The organism is Streptomyces sp. NBC_01717 (assembly GCF_036248255.1).
Classification (GTDB): Bacteria; Actinomycetota; Actinomycetes; order Streptomycetales; family Streptomycetaceae; genus Streptomyces.
The window spans coordinates 2,653,728-2,668,736 of record NZ_CP109178.1 but is presented as its reverse complement, the minus strand read 5'-3'; the positions used below and the strand labels follow the sequence as shown (position 1 = coordinate 2,668,736).

13 protein-coding genes and 1 pseudogene are annotated in these 15,009 nt (G+C 69.7%); 8 read left to right on the top strand and 6 right to left on the bottom strand.

The genetic code is table 11. The features are described 5' to 3' along the window. The first annotated feature begins 568 nt into the window (after positions 1-568). Positions 569-742 carry a hypothetical protein gene (locus tag OHB49_RS12120; protein WP_329160186.1) on the top strand — a complete coding sequence of 58 codons (174 nt, stop codon included), beginning with the start codon at positions 569-571 and terminating at the stop codon, positions 740-742. A 191-nt stretch (positions 743-933) separates the two neighbouring features. On the opposite strand, the gene OHB49_RS12115 is transcribed toward OHB49_RS12120, so the two are convergent. Continuing rightward, positions 934-1,326 (bottom strand): ATP-binding protein, encoded by a 393-nt coding sequence (locus OHB49_RS12115; protein ID WP_030979208.1) that lies wholly within the window; start codon positions 1,324-1,326, stop codon positions 934-936. Positions 1,327-1,878: 552 nt separating this feature from the next. Here OHB49_RS12115 and OHB49_RS12110 point away from each other — a divergent pair. Then, a complete protein-coding gene (locus OHB49_RS12110; protein WP_329160184.1) occupies positions 1,879-3,465 on the top strand; it encodes a Na+/H+ antiporter in 1,587 nt (528 codons plus the stop codon). Between the two features lie 169 nt (positions 3,466-3,634). Here the strand turns inward: OHB49_RS12110 and OHB49_RS12105 are convergent, their stop codons facing one another. The 5 genes from OHB49_RS12105 to OHB49_RS12085 form a co-directional block, all read right to left on the bottom strand. Then, a complete protein-coding gene (locus tag OHB49_RS12105; protein WP_329160183.1) occupies positions 3,635-4,420 on the bottom strand; it encodes an SAM-dependent methyltransferase in 786 nt (261 codons plus the stop codon). Between the two features lie 187 nt (positions 4,421-4,607). Further along, the gene (locus OHB49_RS12100; RefSeq protein WP_329160182.1) at positions 4,608-5,234 is read right to left on the bottom strand and encodes an RraA family protein; all 627 of its coding nucleotides are present in this window, start codon (positions 5,232-5,234) and stop codon (positions 4,608-4,610) included. Positions 5,235-5,282: 48 nt separating this feature from the next. Further along, positions 5,283-5,954 (bottom strand): DUF6445 family protein, encoded by a 672-nt coding sequence (locus tag OHB49_RS12095; protein WP_329160181.1) that lies wholly within the window; start codon positions 5,952-5,954, stop codon positions 5,283-5,285. Positions 5,955-6,013: 59 nt separating this feature from the next. After that, on the bottom strand, positions 6,014-6,436 hold the full coding sequence (locus OHB49_RS12090; RefSeq protein WP_329160180.1) for an ArsR/SmtB family transcription factor: 423 nt from the start codon (positions 6,434-6,436) through the stop codon (positions 6,014-6,016). A 154-nt stretch (positions 6,437-6,590) separates the two neighbouring features. Further along, positions 6,591-8,141, bottom strand: coding sequence for an esterase (locus OHB49_RS12085; RefSeq protein ID WP_329160179.1), 1,551 nt, complete (start codon positions 8,139-8,141; stop codon positions 6,591-6,593). A 390-nt stretch (positions 8,142-8,531) separates the two neighbouring features. On the opposite strand from OHB49_RS12085, the gene OHB49_RS12080 reads away from it, so the two are divergent. The 6 genes and pseudogenes from OHB49_RS12080 (at position 8,532) to OHB49_RS12055 (ending at position 14,967) form a co-directional block, all read left to right on the top strand. After that, the gene (locus OHB49_RS12080; RefSeq protein WP_030979222.1) at positions 8,532-9,311 is read left to right on the top strand and encodes a VOC family protein; all 780 of its coding nucleotides are present in this window, start codon (positions 8,532-8,534) and stop codon (positions 9,309-9,311) included. Positions 9,312-9,596: 285 nt separating this feature from the next. Then, the gene (locus OHB49_RS12075; protein ID WP_329160178.1) at positions 9,597-11,858 is read left to right on the top strand and encodes an ATP-binding SpoIIE family protein phosphatase; all 2,262 of its coding nucleotides are present in this window, start codon (positions 9,597-9,599) and stop codon (positions 11,856-11,858) included. A 281-nt stretch (positions 11,859-12,139) separates the two neighbouring features. After that, positions 12,140-12,647 (top strand): annotated as a pseudogene (locus tag OHB49_RS12070) (transposase family protein); the annotation flags it as partial. Positions 12,648-12,749: 102 nt separating this feature from the next. Next, a complete protein-coding gene (locus OHB49_RS12065) occupies positions 12,750-13,748 on the top strand; it encodes an RNA polymerase subunit sigma-70 (protein WP_329160177.1) in 999 nt (332 codons plus the stop codon). 5 nt (positions 13,749-13,753) lie between these two features. Next, a complete protein-coding gene (locus OHB49_RS12060; RefSeq protein WP_329160176.1) occupies positions 13,754-14,062 on the top strand; it encodes a hypothetical protein in 309 nt (102 codons plus the stop codon). Between the two features lie 374 nt (positions 14,063-14,436). Next, complete coding sequence (locus tag OHB49_RS12055) at positions 14,437-14,967, top strand: hypothetical protein (RefSeq protein ID WP_329160175.1); 531 nt, start codon at positions 14,437-14,439, stop codon at positions 14,965-14,967. Positions 14,968-15,009 lie beyond the last annotated feature (42 nt).

Genomic DNA, 15,009 nt, shown 5'->3' with positions numbered 1-15,009 from the left:
TCGGTTCGAGTGAAGGCCTGGACGTCGGGTCGGGTAACGGCGGGTGGCAAGTCATGGAATTCTCCCTCCGTGACGGCGGTCGAATGGCGGGTCAACGCCAGCCCAGACTGACATGCGGACCGTCGGAAAATGGAGACGGCTCGTCCAATTTGACGTGTGACCTTCGTCTCAGTTCCAGGATTCCGTAAAATTTACATGGTTCCGTTTCTGAATATTTTGTGGCGACCGGGTGTCGCTGGGCCGGTGTGCTCCTCCTGCCGGGCGGTCGCCGGGATCGGCGAGATCACATCGGGCACGTGGCGCGGGGACAATCGGCATTTGACGGCCGCGTTCGATGGCCGCGGCGATCCGCTCGCGCAGTCCGTCGACGACGGCGATGCCACCTGCGGTGGAAGCGCGGTGCAGTGCTGCTCGTCTGCCTGCCGGGAACACAATGAAGTGTGTGGGCATCGCTGCGGCGAGCTGCTGGAGAGCACGGCCGTCGGAGGAGGTGTGGCGCAGCGATGCCCATTGTTTCCGCTCCGGGCCAGGGGCAGGCGGATGAGTGAGTGCCTACGAAAGGACCGACATGAGTGCCGGGGAGAAGGCCAAGGCCAAGGCGGAGCAGGTTGTCGGGAAGGTCGTGAGGAAGGTGGCCCACGCGGTGGGCAACGAGACCACCGCAGCCAAGGGAGCCGCACTGGAGGCCCGGGGCAAGGCCCGGGACATCAAGGAGAGGTCGAAGGACAGCTTCAGGCGCTGACCACGCCACGTCGTGGGCGGAGCCGGTGCGTGGCCTGAGCAGGTTCGTGCGTCCGGCGGTGCGCAGCCGGGCTCGGCGCCGCAACGGCTCGCCCCCAGCACACATCGTGCCGACACATCACCTGGACCGTTGGGGCAGCAGCCAGGTCTTGGGGAGGTCACCCGTCGCGGGTTGGCAGCGGCGCCTTGGTGCTACCGGGCGAGAAGGGCGCTTACGGTCTTGCCGCCGGCCGTCCGGCGGGTCACCGCGGTGGCGCGGGCGAGGCGGTTGACCATGGGCCAACCGAAACCCCCGGTGCCGCCGTTCAGGTCGGGGGTGCGCATGCGCGGGACCTGCGGGCTGCGGTCACGCACGGACACCTCGATGCTGTCGGTGTGCGCGGTCAGGTCCAGGGTGCAGGTGCCGCCGCCGTGGCGCAGGGCGTTGGTGACGAGCTCCGAGACGACCAGGACCACGGTGTCGGCAGCCTCGGCTGCGATCGCCGGCTGTACCAGACATTCGAGGAAAGCCCGGGCACTCTCGCGTGCCCCGGCGAGGGATGCCGCGGGGCGGGCGGTTGCCACGTTGACGCTCATCGTGTCCATCGGGCCTCCCCGGCCTCCGCATTGTCAGTGCACGGTCCTGTCTGCCCGTGCTTGTGCCCGGCCTGTGGCGCATCAACCGCTCGGTACCTTCCGGCTGTGGAGCGTGTCAGGCCGATCATCGACGGAGTCGGACGGGCAGGCTGTGGTGTTCGCGGTGGGTGGCGTAACGGCGCTGCTCGGTCGCCCTCGGCGTGCCCGCCCCGCTTTCCCCCCCGCGAGTGAAGACCTGAGATGAGCCCGCTGACGATCACGGCCCGAGACGCAGCGGCGAAGCGGCGGCCGGTCCCGGCGTCGGTGAACGTACGGATACCGAAGTCACAAGCGAGGCGGCACGTGGGATGTGGACGCGTGCTACGTACCGACGCTCGTCACCATTCCGCCGGACGTCGACGAAAGCGACCCGGACTCCGTGGAGGCGAGTGGATCCGGAACGGGTCGTTGAGGTCGGGCGCGTACGCGGGGAAGTAAAACCGTTAGCCAGTCGTCGTTCGCGGCGATGAACGGTGTCATCCGTCCCTCGGGTCCGTCGTAGCCCTCTGCACAGGAGAAACCATGCTCGGTCTCGAACTCGTCGTGCTCCTGGGCGTGGCCGTCCTGGTGGGCAACGCCCTGGCGCAGCGCTTCGGCATCGCCCCGCCCGTCCTGCTGCTCATCGTGGGTGTGCTGCTGGGGTTCGTCCCCGCGGTGCGGCAGGCGCAGCTGCCGCCGAAGGTGGTGCTGCTGCTCTTCCTGCCGGTCCTGCTGTACTGGGAGAGTCTGACGACGTCCCTGCGGGAGATCCGCACCAACCTGCGCGGCATCGTGCTGCTGAGCACCGCGCTCGTGATCCTCACGGCCTGGGCCGTGGCGGCCACCGGGCACGCCCTGGGGCTGCCGTGGGGGTCGGCGTGGGTGCTGGGCGCGGCCGTGGCACCCACTGACGCGACGGCCGTCGGCGTCCTGGGCCGGGCCCTGCCACGCCGCCAAGTCACCGTGCTGCGCGCCGAGAGCCTGGTCAACGACGGGACTGCGCTCGTCATCTACGGTCTCGCCGTCGGCATCACGGTCGGCGCGGACCACCTCAGCATCCCGAACATCGGCGGGCTGTTCCTGCTCGCGTACGGCGGCGGTGCTGCAGTCGGCGTGGTGGTCGCGTGGGTCAACACGTACCTGCGCCGACGCCTGCCCGACCCCCTGCTGGGAAACCTCGTCATGATCCTGGCACCCTTCACCGCGTACCTGCTCGCCGACCTGATCGAAGCCTCCGGCGTCCTCGCGGTGGTCGTGAGCGGACTGATCATGTCTCAGACCGCCCCGCGCGTGGTGCGGGCCGAGGCACGCCGGCAGGCGATGGCGTTCTGGCCGATGGCGACGTTTGTGATCAACGGCGCCCTGTTCGTCCTTGTGGGAGTGGAGCTTCAGGATGCCGTCCGCACTCTGAGCCGCGCTGACTTCAACCACGCCCTGATCGTGGTCGGCCTCGTCTCTGCGGCACTCGTCGTGGTGCGCCTCGCCTTCCTGTTCGTCTCCGTGTACCTGATTCGTATGATCGACCGCCGTCCGCAGCAGCGGCTGCTTCGGATCAGCCACCGCGCCCGGGTGGTGAGCGGGCTGGCCGGCTTCAGGGGCGCGGTGTCGCTCGCCATTGCGCTCTCGGTGCCGCACACGCTCGACTCGGGTGAGCCCTTCCCCGACCGTGACCTGATCGTCTTCGTGACCTCTGGCGTCATCGTCGTGACTCTGGTGGTGCAGGGACTCCTGCTCCCCGGCGTGGTGCGCTGGGCCCGGCTGCCCCGCGACACGTCGGTCGAGGAGGAACACATCCTCGCCGAGACCCTCGCCGTGGAAGGGGCACTCGCGGCGCTGCCGCAGCTCGCCGCCGACCTGGGCACGGATCCGAAGGTGGTCGACTCGTTGCGCCACGAGTACGAGGCGCAACTGGCAGTCGTACGCGCCAAGGGCACAGGCGCCGGCGACGACCAGGCCCTGCTCCGGAACCAGCTCTACACCGCGCTGCGCCTCGCCCTCATCTCCCACAAGCGCGCCACCGTGGTCCGGCTCCGCGACGAACGCCGCATCGACGACACCGTGCTGCGCCGACTGCAGGCAGCCCTCGACATCGAGGAGGTACGGCTGTCCGGGCGCGAGCCGACGGACTGACCGCGACTGCGGGGCACGCTGCGGGCGGTCGGAAGGCGAGCCGGCCCGCTCCCGCCGCTGCCCGGGTACTGCTTGCTGCGCATATGAGCAACCGTGCCCGGGTGTCGGCAGGCCGACCGGGGCTCCGCACAAGGGCCCCTCCTCGAGACGGGCGTGGTCGCCCGAGGGCCTACGGGACCCGCGCGACCGCGACGTAGAGTCCGCTGGCCTCGGGCCGGGGCGCGGGGGTGCCCCGGAACCATTCGGGCGCCGTCACCAGACCCGGTTCGACGATGTCCAGGCCGTCCAGGAAGTGGGCGAACTCGTCGCGGGTGCGCAGCGCGAGCCGGATGCCACCCTTGCGGTACTCGGCGGCGCCCTGTTCTCCCCGCTCGGGATTCACATCGGATGCTCCCTGGGACAGCACCACGTAGCTGCCCGGAGCCAGTGTGCTCACCAAGGTCCGGACGATGGCGTACGGATCGTCCTCGTCCGGCAGGAAGTGCAGCAGGCCGAGGAGCGACACGGCGACCGGCCGGTCGAAGTCCAGAGTCCGGCGCGCGGCCTCCACGATCCCCTTGGGCTCGCGCACGTCCGCCGGAACGTAGTCGGTCGCCCCCTCCGGCGTGCTGATCAGCAGCGCCTCCGCGTGACGCAGGACGATGGGGTCGTTGTCGCAGTAGACGACCCGGGCGGCCGGGTTGATCTCCTGGGCTGTCTGATGCAGGTTCGGGGCGGTCGGGATGCCCGTACCGATGTCCAGGAACTGCCCGATGCCCTCGCCGGCCAGCCAGGCCGTCGCACGGCTCATGAACGCACGGTTCTGAAGCGCCCCGATCTTCGCCTCGGCCGGCAGGTGCTCCGCCACCGCTTGATCGACGGGGTAGTTGTCCTTCCCGCCGAGGAGCCAGTCGTACACCCGCGCGGAGTGGGGCTTGCTGGTGTCGATCGAGGTGTGGGACATCCCTGTCGTCATGCCGTGCTCCGTCACCGATGGGTCGAACCGCCGCGTCGGCGCAGTCTGTCACAGCAACTCGGCGCCGATCCACGCGCGTTGACAACCGGTCGACGAAATGGCCTGTACTGCGCGCTCGTGGGTTCCGGAGCAGCGGCAGGAAGCGGAGCCGGGTCCGGCTGAAGACCTCTCCGGAGCAGGTGGGCTGCTACACGATGCCGTTGCCGTACTCGCCAAGGATCTTGTCGATGCGGGCGCGATGCGCTTCCTCCCACGCATCGAGGGATTCACCGGCCTCCTTGGCCAACTTCGCCCGGGCATCGAGGAGTACCTGCTCCCGGCGGGCGCGGGGTGTGACCACGATGCCCTCTTCGTCGGCCACCACGATGTCCCCGGCGTGTACGTTCACGCCGCCGCACCGCACCTGACCACCCAGTGGCACGACGGCCGACTTCGTTCCCGGGATGGGGATGACCCCCCTGGCGAAGACGGGAAAGCCCATCTCGCGCACCTCGGCGAGGTCACGGATCACCCCGTCGAGCACGAACCCGGCGACCCCTCGGCGCTGGGCGACGGCGCAGACGTTTCCTCCGGCGAGTGCGTAGTCCACGTCACCCGCTTCGACGACGATGACCGAGCCGGGCTCCGCGCGATGGATGGCCGCGTGGAGCATGAGGTTGTCCCCCGGAGGGCACCGCACGGTGAACGCCGGGCCGGCAATGCGCGGGATCGAGGGCCACAGAGGGCGAATGCCGATGTTCATGACCTGCTCGCGTCCCAGGACGTCGGCGAGGGTGGTCGGTGAGATGTCCTCGAACCCGGTTACATCGCTCATGTTCTTCCTTCGCTCGCTACGGTGCTCGTCCCACCGTGGGCCGTCGGGTCAGGCCTTCCAGAAGAAGACGGCCGTCATCCGCTTCTCCTTCAGCGTGTGACCCGAGTAACCGGTGGCGCTGTGGATCATATTGGCGGAGTAGAGCAGCAGCCGGTTGGCGCGGTGCGGGACCCGTACGTCCTCGACGAAGGAGTCCGGTGACACGAAGCGGGTGCCCAGCGCGTCGACGAGGTTGTTGTGCGGCGCGGTCACCTGGTTGCCGCCCAGCACTCCACCGGGCAGGCTCTGACGGTAGAAACTGGTTCCGCAGTCCTTGGGAACGCCGGGGTTGAGATAGAGCACCGCGGCGTAGCGGCACAGTGTCCGCGAGTCGGTGTGGGGGCGCGGCTCGCATTCGCCCTCCCCGACGACCTGGACACAGTTGTGGTTGAACGTGCCGCCGCCCGAAGGGCGTTCGGCCCAGAGTTCCCGGGCGCCGGTCGCCTTTCTCACCAGCCGCTCCACCTGCGCCAGTTCACCGGGCTCGAGCCCCGGCATGGCGCGCAGTCCCGGCCAGCTCTCGGGCTTGTGCGGGTAGCCCTCCGTCCAGTCCTCCCTGGCCAGGCAGCGCTCCCGGGTGGCGTCCGGATCCGGCAACACGTCGTCCAGCACCCAGTAGTCCCGGCCGCGCGTCGGCTTGCGGTACGGGAGGACCGGGAGGGGAGGAGGTCTCAGAGACATGGGAGGGACCGTAGCGGCCCGGGGTCCCTCGGATCTCCACGCAAGCGGTCAACCTTGCGTCAAGGGCTGCCCAAGCGAGCCGCCTCTGACGTATCGTCAAAAAGGGTGTCCGTAACGCGGGTTGGGGAATCGGTGAGGCCGAGGCGGAGGTGTTCCGCGTGGTGCAGGGCCTGGTCGAGGAGTGCGGCGACGTGGTCGTCGTGGAGTGTGTAGACCACGGAGCGGCCCCGCCGGGTGCCGGTGACCAGACCGAGATTGCGCAGCAGGCGAAGCTGGTGCGAGCAGGCGGACTGCTCCATGCCGACAGCGGTCGCCAGCTCGGTCGCCGCGCACGGGCCTTCGCGCAGCCGGGCCAGGATCAGCAGCCGGGAGGGCGTGGACAGCGCCTGGAACATGGCGGCGACCTGCGGTGCGTTCTGCGGGGTCAGACGGGCGTGCGGCGCTGCGGCACTGCTGTCGGGGGCGTTCACTCCGTTGCCCATGGTCACCATGCTACGGAGATGAACACATGAATGGATGTTCAAGCATTCATGTGCGGTGGGTTCGGCAGCGGTCAAGGTGCGGGAGAACCCGGTGCCCCGGAGAAACTGTCCAGGGCACCGGTGACGCATGGTGGACGGGTGTCCGGTGCGCGGGTCAGTCGTCGATCGCCGCCCCGTACAACGCATCCGTCGTCGGGCCGCCGAAGTCGCCCGCGCCGTAGCTCCAGGAACCGGAGGTGGTGATGCCGCCGGTGCCCGCGGAGAAGACCCAGACGAAGCCGTCGTTCGTGTTCTCGCCAGGCGCCGAGACGAGCAGGCCGAACCGGCCGTCGTCGTTTGGGTCGGTGAAGGCGACCTGGCCGCCGCACTTGTCGCCCTTCTCGACGGCGCCCGGGACGTTGGCGGTCCCCTGGTTCGCCGACAGCACGCCGGTGGCCGTCAGGCCCCGGGCCGAACCGCGCAGGACGATGAAGGCGCCCGCGTCCGGGACGGTGCCGATGTCCTCGCCGGAGACCCCGATCGCCAGGTCCGCGAATCCGTCCTTGTTCGTGTCGCCGACGGAGAGGTCGGTGCCGAAGCCGTCGCCCCGCTCGTTCGTGCCCGGCACGCCCGACGAGTCCTGGGTCCACCAGACCGGCGGGGTGCCAGGGCCCTCCTGGCCTGCGAGTCCGGCCTCGCTGCCGTAGTAGACGCCGACCATGCCGCCGGTCATGCTCTCGCCGCCGTCGTCCGGGCTGTGCGGCTCACCGGTCACCAGGTCGTCGTACCCGTCGCCGTTGATGTCGCCGGAGGCGACGACGGGGCCGCCGCGTACCGCGGTGACCGGCAGCGGCTCGTCGTCGGAGGCGGTGCCGGGGAGGATGTACGACCAGCCGTGGCCCGGTTCGTCACCCACGCTGGTGCCGGAGACGATCAGGTCGGCGTAGCCGTTGTTGTCGTAGTCGCCGGTGGTCATCGACTTGGGCTGGATGCCCTGCGGTTCGTCGGCACCGGACCTGGCGAGCGCCTTCTTCGGCGGCGAGGTGAGCGTCGTACGCGCCTTCTGGTGCGGCTGCCGCGACTGCGGGACGGCGCTCTTCGCGCCGGGTTCGGTGGCCGGCTCGAACTGGTAGGTGGTCAGTCCGACCGAGTCCATGACCGCCAGTAGGTCGCCGGGTGTGGTGTCCGAGAAGCGGGCCGCGGCGAGCGAGGCGCCGAATCTGCCGCTCTTGGTGAGATCGTCGGCCTGAAGCCAGTTGCTCACAGAGCCGGTGAGGCCCTTGGGTGTGCCCCACAGGACGACCACGCCGCCCGCGTCGGAGACGGCGCCGATGTCCTCGCCGGGGATACCGACCACCGCGTCGTCGTACCCGTCGCCGTCGAGGTCGCCGCTGGCCACGGCCTTGCCGAAGTTGTCGCCGGCCTCGGCGGCTCCGGCCACCCCGGAGGAGTTCTGGCTGAAGGCCCTGACATTGGTCGTGCCCATGCCCTTGGGTCCGCCGTACTGCACGGTGACCATGCCCGCGCCCTTGCGCCCACCGACCGCCGCACCGGGAGAGCCCACGAGCACGTCGTCGTAGCCGTCGCCGTTGAAGTCGGTGTTGCGGTCGTTGGCGTGCGTGCCGCCGGGTGTACCGGCGTAGGCGGACGGGGCCGAGGCGATGGCCGCGCCCGTGACGAGGAGAAACGATGCCGCCGCGACGGCGGCCGAGCGGTACTTGCGCATGAGCGGCTCCTTGGTTCGGTTCACGAAGGGCCGGGCTAGCTCGGGGGCGCGGGGGTGACCGGAGAGGGCCCGTTCCTTGTCCGGTGCCGTGTATGACAGCGCATGAGGCACAAGGGTTGTACGTAGGGTGTGTCCGGGTTTCCGAAGAAGATCACTTTGGGGTCGTTGTGGTCCGTGCGCGCCGTTCGCGCCGGATCGAGATCGTTCGGAGGAACCTCAGGATCCGGAGGATTGCGGAGCGTCATTCCGTTGTCACCCGGGCTTTGGGTGTCAGATGGCCATGACCATCTCCGGGGCGACCCGTGCGGGACTCGGTCCGGTCGCTACGGCAGCGTGAGCGCGGTCCCACGGGACCGGTCGCGCGTCGATCCGTCGAAGGAGGACACCCCCGTGCTCAGCACTCATTTCGCGACCGGCGCACCCAGCTGGCTGGACCTCGGCAGCACCGACACCGCGGCCGCCGCGGATTTCTACGGCGCCGTGTTCGGCTGGAGCTTTGATTCGGCAGGACCCGAGGCAGGCGGCTACGGCTTCTTCCGGAAGGACGGCAAGACCGTCGCCGCTGTCGGCCCGCTCACGGAGGAGGGCGCGAGTCCGGCCTGGACGGTGTACTTCCAGACCCCCGACGCCGACGCGACGGCCAAAGCCGTGGAGCAGGGCGGCGGCACCGTTCGGGTCGCCCCGCTCGATGTCATGGACGCCGGACGGATGTCCTGTTTCACCGACCCGGGCGGTGCCGAGTTCTCGGTCTGGCAGCCCGCTGGTGTCAAGGGCCTGGAGAAGACCTCGGAGCCCGACACGCTGTGCTGGGTCGAGCTGCACGTCGGCGACACTTCCGCGGCACTGACCTTCTACCGGTCGCTGTTCGGCTGGCGGAGCCAGGAGATGGAAGCCCCCGGAATGACGTACACCGTGCTCTCCACCGCAGGCGGCGATCAGCAGGACGCGAGCTTCGGTGGTCTCGCCCAGGCCCAGGAGACCATGGAGCCGCGATGGATGCCGTACTTCGCTGCGGCAGACGCCGACGACATCGTCGCCAGGACACAGGAGAACGGCGGATCGGTGCTGATGCCCGCGGAGGACGTGCCGGACGTCGGCCGGATCGTCTGGCTCGCCGACCCGTTCGGCGCTCCCTTCGCCGTTCTCAAGCCCGCACCCCGGTCGGCCTGACGAGGAAGCCGCACACCCTCCGGGACGCTGCTCCGCCCATCGGCCCGACGGGCGGAGCAGCGTCCCGGCCTGCCCGCAGCCGTACACGGACAGCGGCATTCCGGCGGGCGCGTGACGCCGCTGTCCAGGGTGTATCCGGTCATGGCTGCCGTGCGGGTACCCGGATGGCACCGCGCGGGCGCATACCTGGCGTTTTGCGCCCATACTGAAATGGCTAAGGCGCATGTCGCCGAGCAGCGGGGTAGCCGCACCCCCACCTGTCGTCGATGCCCCGGGGCGGATCTCATGGACTCCCCATCCTCCGCGGCAGACCCCAAGGGGCCGACCGGGCCGCAGTTGATGTACCGCGACCGCGTCATCGCCGCTGCGCTGCGGCGGCTGAACCGCGGCCTCGACTGCAGCACGTGCACGGCCTATCTGCTGACCGACGACGACCGGGCGCTCGCAGCAGCGATGATGGTGGACACCACACTGAGCTTCACCGTTCCGTCGGGCATGGCGGCGGACGACCGCAACTTCTGCACGGCGAGGGCGCACCAGGCCGGGAAACTGGTGCTGTTCGAGAACACCGATCTCCAGGAGCTGACCCGTCGGTCTCCGGCCCTCTTCATCCACAATCCGTACCCGATGATGGTCGCCTCAGCGCCGGTGCGGACCCTCCGGTACCGGTTCGGTGCGCTGAGTGTGCGCTGGGTGCCGCCCCGGCCGGTGGCCACCGATTCGCTGGATTTCCTTCAGGCCGTCGCGGACGACCTGGCCGTCGAGCTGACGGACCTCGCGGATCAGGGCGTGTGGATGAAGGCGCCGTATGTGCCGCTGTTCATCGCCGAGGTGTCGCGTGCCCGGGCCGCCGCCGCGGCCACGGGAGCGGCTGCGGAAGCCGGCCCCCGCCGGCCGGAGGTGCCGGTCGTTCCCAAGCCGACCGGCAGCACGTTTCTCTACCAGTTGCAGAGGCTCGCCGCCGAACTCACGGCCGCGGTGCACATCCGGGACGTCCTCGCCGCCGCGGACACCCAGGTGGTCCGGCCCTTCGGCGGCCGGGCGGTGATGCTGTGCCTCGCCGAGCAGGGGCGGCTCCATGTGGTCGGGGCGGCAGGGTTCTCACGCGAGTCGGTCCAGCGGGTCGAAGGCACTCTGCTGTCCCGCCACACACCGGAGACGGACACGCTCCGCGCGATCGAGATCCTTTCCTTCCCGTCGGCCGAGGCGCTGCGGCAGGCCTATCCCGACGTCGACCCCGATCCGGAGGTCCAGGCCCGCGCCTACCTCCCTCTGGTGTCCAAGGGGCGGGCCACGGGCTGCTGCGTCCTGGAGTTCCCGGAACCCGCGCCTCCGTTCGCCCCCGAGCAGCTCGCCGTACTGACGATCATGCTGGAGCAGGTGGGCCAGTCCCTGGAGCGGGCGCGTTCCTACGAGATCGAGCACGCGCTCACCCAGACCCTGCAGCGCAGCCTGCTGCCGCGCAGCCTCCCGCACATGACCGAGGCGGTCGCCACGGCCCGCTATCTCCCGGCGACCGATCGGGCGGACGTGGGAGGCGACTGGTACGACATCGTTTCGCTGCCCGGTGGCGGAATCGGCCTGGTCATCGGCGATGTGGAGGGCCACAGCCTGGAGGCGGTGGCGGTGATGGGCCAACTGCGCAGTGGCGTCAGGGCGTACGCCGCCGAGGGGCACGATCCGGCCATCGTGCTGGAACGGAGCAATCGGCTGCTCTCCGGGCTGGGCACGGATCTGTATGCCACGTGCTGCTGTGTCTGGCTCGACCTGGCGAGCGGGACCGCCACCACGGCGACCGCGGGCCACCCGAGCCCGCTCATCGTCGACGCGGACGGAAACGGCGTCACCGAATCGCTGCCCGTGGGGGTGCCGTTGGGTGTCGATGCGCAGGCCCGGTACGAGCAGAGCGAGGTGCAGGTGGTGGCGGGGTCGGTGATGGCACTCTTCACCGACGGTCTGCTGGACGGGCGGCTGCTGGGATCGGAAGCGGCGATGGAGAGACTCGGCCGTGTGCTGGCCGATCACTGCGGCGACAACCTCGAGGTGCTGGCCGACCGTCTCGTCCAGGACCGCCGCGGATGGCGGGTTCTCGCCGACGACGCAGCCCTGCTGCTGGTGCGGTACGAGGGAGCGCAGTCCCGGGAGCACCGGCGGGTGGCACGGATGTCGGTGCAGCGTCACCACCTGCAGGGGGTCGCGCAGGTGCGGGAATTCCTGCGGGACCTGCTGCGCCAATGGGACCTGCTGCCGATGCTGGACACCTTGGAACTGCTGACGTCCGAGGTCGTCACCAACGCCCTGATCCACGCCGACAGTGAAGTGGAGTTGCGGCTGCGGGAGTACCCGGACCGGATCCGGGTCGAGGTTCGTGACAGCGACCCGCATCCACCCGTGCCCACCGCGATCGTCGCGGACGAGGAGAACAACCAGGAAGCGGAGTCCGGGCGTGGCCTGCTGATTGTCGACGCGCTGGCCGGCGATTGGGGTAGCTCGCCGGCGGGGCGCGGAAAAACGACCTGGTTCGATATTGCGATTCCGGCTGAATGACGGTGTTGATGCGCCATCTCGCGATGGCAGGAGATACCGAGCGAGAAAAATTCCCGATTTGGTGTCGGATGGGCGGTTGAGCTTTCCGCTTTGTCGCGACTTATGGTGCTGATCGTCGCGATCGCCGGCAGGCGAATCGACTTGTCCGGGGAGGACGCCCGTACCGGAGGAAATGAAGGTCGCGACCGCCGATGTCGCATGCAAGAAGCGGACGAATGCGGTCGGCGTGTGGTTCGGGGTGGAGACCGCCCACCAGAAATCACTGATCGCGAAGAACGAATCGGCTCCGGCTGCTGGCCTACGTCATCCTCGACGGCACGCTGATCCCGATCGACCGCGTGCACGATCAGAAGCCGTACTACTCCGGAAAGCACCGACGGCAGGGAATGAGCGTGCAGGTAATCGCGGATGCGGCCGGACGCCTCGTCTGGGCGTCGGCGGCACTTCCCGGCTCGGCACACGACCTGACTGCTGCGCGAACCCACGGCATCGTCGCCGCGGTGACCAACGCTGACGTGATGACCTTCGCGGACAAGGCGTATCAAGGCGCCGGCGGTTCCGTGCGTATCCCGTTCAGGCGGCACCGCCACCGGCCGAAGCTGCCGCGCCGGCAGAAGGCCTTGAAACAAGGCCCACGCCCGGATCCGCCGCCGCGGCGAACGCGCCGTCGCCACCCTCAAGACCTGGAAAGTCCTGACCAAGCTGCGCTGCAGCCCGTCCCGGACGACCGCAATGGTCCAGGCGATCCTCGTTCTCCACCACGTCGAAAACCCGGCCTACCAAGGATAAGGATGAGGAACGCTCAGCCATGCCGACCGACCTGGTGATGAGTTTTCACGCCCGCACCCGTCACACCTACGACGGGACACGACGAGGCGGAAGGATGACGTGATGAGTGCGGACACGCGGCTGGAGGAGCTGGGCGTGAGCGGGCTGGGCGAGGTCGACGAGCCGGCGTTCTCGGGGCTGGCGGAGCGGCACCGGCGGGAGCTGCACGTGCACTGCTACCGGATGCTCGGGTCGTTCGAGGACGCCGAGGACACCGTGCAGGAGACGTTCCTCCGTGCCTGGCGGCGGCGGGAGACCTTCGAGGGGCGGTCGACGTTCCGGGCCTGGCTGTACCGGATCGCCACCAACGCCTGCCTGGACCTGCTTGCCAAGTGCCGTCCGGAGCCTGCGACCGGCGGCGAGGTGCTGTGGCTGCAGCCCTACCCGGACCGGCTGCTCGACGAGCTGCCCGCAGGCGACGCGGACAAGCCGGAGACCGTCGCCGTCGCGCGGGAGACGATCGAGCTGGCGTACCTGGTCGCAGTCCAGCACCTCGCACCGCGCCCGCGGGCCGTGCTGATCCTGCGGGACGTGCTCGGCTGGCCGGCGAAGGACGTCGCGGAGCTCCTCGGGGACTCCGTCAACTCCGTGAACAGCGCGCTGCAGCGGGCCCGCGCCGGCATGCGGGAGCACCTGCCTGCCGAGCGGCAGGACTGGACCGGCGGCGAACAGGACGCCGGGACGCGCGAGCTGGTGCGCCGCTATACCGACGCCAGCGTGGCCACGGACGTCGACGGGCTCGCCGCACTGCTGCGGGACGACGTCCGCTGCTCGATGCCGCCCACGCCGGGCCTGTACGTCGGCCGCGACGCGGTGGTGAACGACTGGGTCGAGAGCGGCTTCGAGGGCATGAAGGGCCTGCGCGCCGTCCTCACCTCCGTAAACCGCCAGCCCGCCGCCGCCTTCTACCTCTGGCGGAAGCGGGAGGGCGCGTACCTGCCGCTGACGATCGACGTCCTGCGCGTCACCGGCGGGGCGATCACCGAGATCGTCACGTTCCACGACGACCAGTTCCCGCGGCTCGGGCTGCCGGAGCGCCTGCCGGCGGACGGCACGGAGTAGTCCCGGTGTGGACGCTCACGCTGCGCGGTGGCGCGCGTGTCGCGGTGGTCGCGGCGGAATGGTGCGACGCGTTCGGCGTCGTCACCCGCGGGCGGGTGCAGCTGGAGCTGCACGACGGCGAGCCCGGGCCAGTCCTTGGACGCGACGCCGGGTTCTGGCTCCGCGGTACCGGCGTCCGCGCCCTGCGGAACCCCGGCCGTCGCACGGCGAGGGTGCGCATCGTCACCCCCAGAGCCAGGACCGTCGCAGGCCAGTCAACACACCCGTACGCCAGTTACCGAATGATGGAGGAACGACATGAACAGCATGAATGACATCGGGGTCGTCGCAGGCCCGGCATCGGGTCGGGGTCCTGTCCGTCGCGCTCGGCGACCGCGGCGATGCGCTTCCCAGCTCGCCGCGGCTGCGGTCGTCAATTCCACCGAATGATCGGTCGGTGACATGTGGGGGCGGGCACGGATGCCGTGTCCGCCCCTTCTCGGCGAGGGGGTGAATGCCGGGTCAGATCTCTCTGTGACCAGTGGTGTTGACCGTCGTGTCGGTGCGCGGACCGCCGATGTCGGCCGGGCCCCTGTGTCCCGTGCGACGAGGTCCGCGCTCGCCCGGGGGCATGCCGGCGTGCGCGGCACCGACGGCTCCGTCCGGCGCTTGCTGGTCTCGTACAGGTTCGTCGGCCATACTGCCCGCCGTGGAGCAGCGCATAGATCCGAACACTCAGCCCGCGTACGCCGCAGGGACAGACCCGGCGTACATCCCTGGTCTCACGGCCCCCCGCCCCGCGGGGACGCCTGACGCGGACCAGGGGAAGACCGAGGAGCAGGCGCCCGAGGACGCCGCCCCCGACGACCTGGCCGCCGTAGAGGCTGCCGCTTCCGGCGCGCAGGACGCGCTGGACGCGACGGACGGCGAGAAGGGGGGAGAGGAGGACGAGAAGGCAGCGGACGGACCTGTATTCGAGGTCAGCGACCGCCGGGGTTCGATCACCGCGGACCGTGATGGCATCCGGTTCACGCTGGACGATCAGGAGGCCGATTTCCGCTGGGACGAAATCGGTGCGGTCGAGGTGAAGTCGCCCCGGTTCGGGCGCCGGTTCACCGTCACCGTCCATATGTCGACCAACCGCTGGTTCAATGCCGAAGTCGAGGCGGCAGCCAGGAGCAGCCTCAAGGAATGGGCGGACGAACTCGACGCCGTACTGGACGCCTATTTCGAGGAGTAGCCGACGACAGCCCTGCCCGTCGGCAGCGGCAAGGGGGCGGGG

What these genes read in the sequence shown, in the direction of transcription:
- OHB49_RS12120 (WP_329160186.1), top strand. Translation starts at nt 569, where the DNA reads ATGAGTGCCGGGGAGAAGGCCAAGGCCAAGGCGGAGCAGGTTGTCGGG.
- OHB49_RS12115 (WP_030979208.1), bottom strand. Translation starts at nt 1,326, where the DNA reads ATGGACACGATGAGCGTCAACGTGGCAACCGCCCGCCCCGCGGCATCC.
- OHB49_RS12110 (WP_329160184.1), top strand. Translation starts at nt 1,879, where the DNA reads ATGCTCGGTCTCGAACTCGTCGTGCTCCTGGGCGTGGCCGTCCTGGTG.
- OHB49_RS12105 (WP_329160183.1), bottom strand. Translation starts at nt 4,420, where the DNA reads ATGACGACAGGGATGTCCCACACCTCGATCGACACCAGCAAGCCCCAC.
- OHB49_RS12100 (WP_329160182.1), bottom strand. Translation starts at nt 5,234, where the DNA reads ATGAGCGATGTAACCGGGTTCGAGGACATCTCACCGACCACCCTCGCC.
- OHB49_RS12095 (WP_329160181.1), bottom strand. Translation starts at nt 5,954, where the DNA reads ATGTCTCTGAGACCTCCTCCCCTCCCGGTCCTCCCGTACCGCAAGCCG.
- OHB49_RS12090 (WP_329160180.1), bottom strand. Translation starts at nt 6,436, where the DNA reads ATGGGCAACGGAGTGAACGCCCCCGACAGCAGTGCCGCAGCGCCGCAC.
- OHB49_RS12085 (WP_329160179.1), bottom strand. Translation starts at nt 8,141, where the DNA reads ATGCGCAAGTACCGCTCGGCCGCCGTCGCGGCGGCATCGTTTCTCCTC.
- OHB49_RS12075 (WP_329160178.1), top strand. Translation starts at nt 9,597, where the DNA reads ATGGACTCCCCATCCTCCGCGGCAGACCCCAAGGGGCCGACCGGGCCG.
- OHB49_RS12065 (WP_329160177.1), top strand. Translation starts at nt 12,750, where the DNA reads ATGAGTGCGGACACGCGGCTGGAGGAGCTGGGCGTGAGCGGGCTGGGC.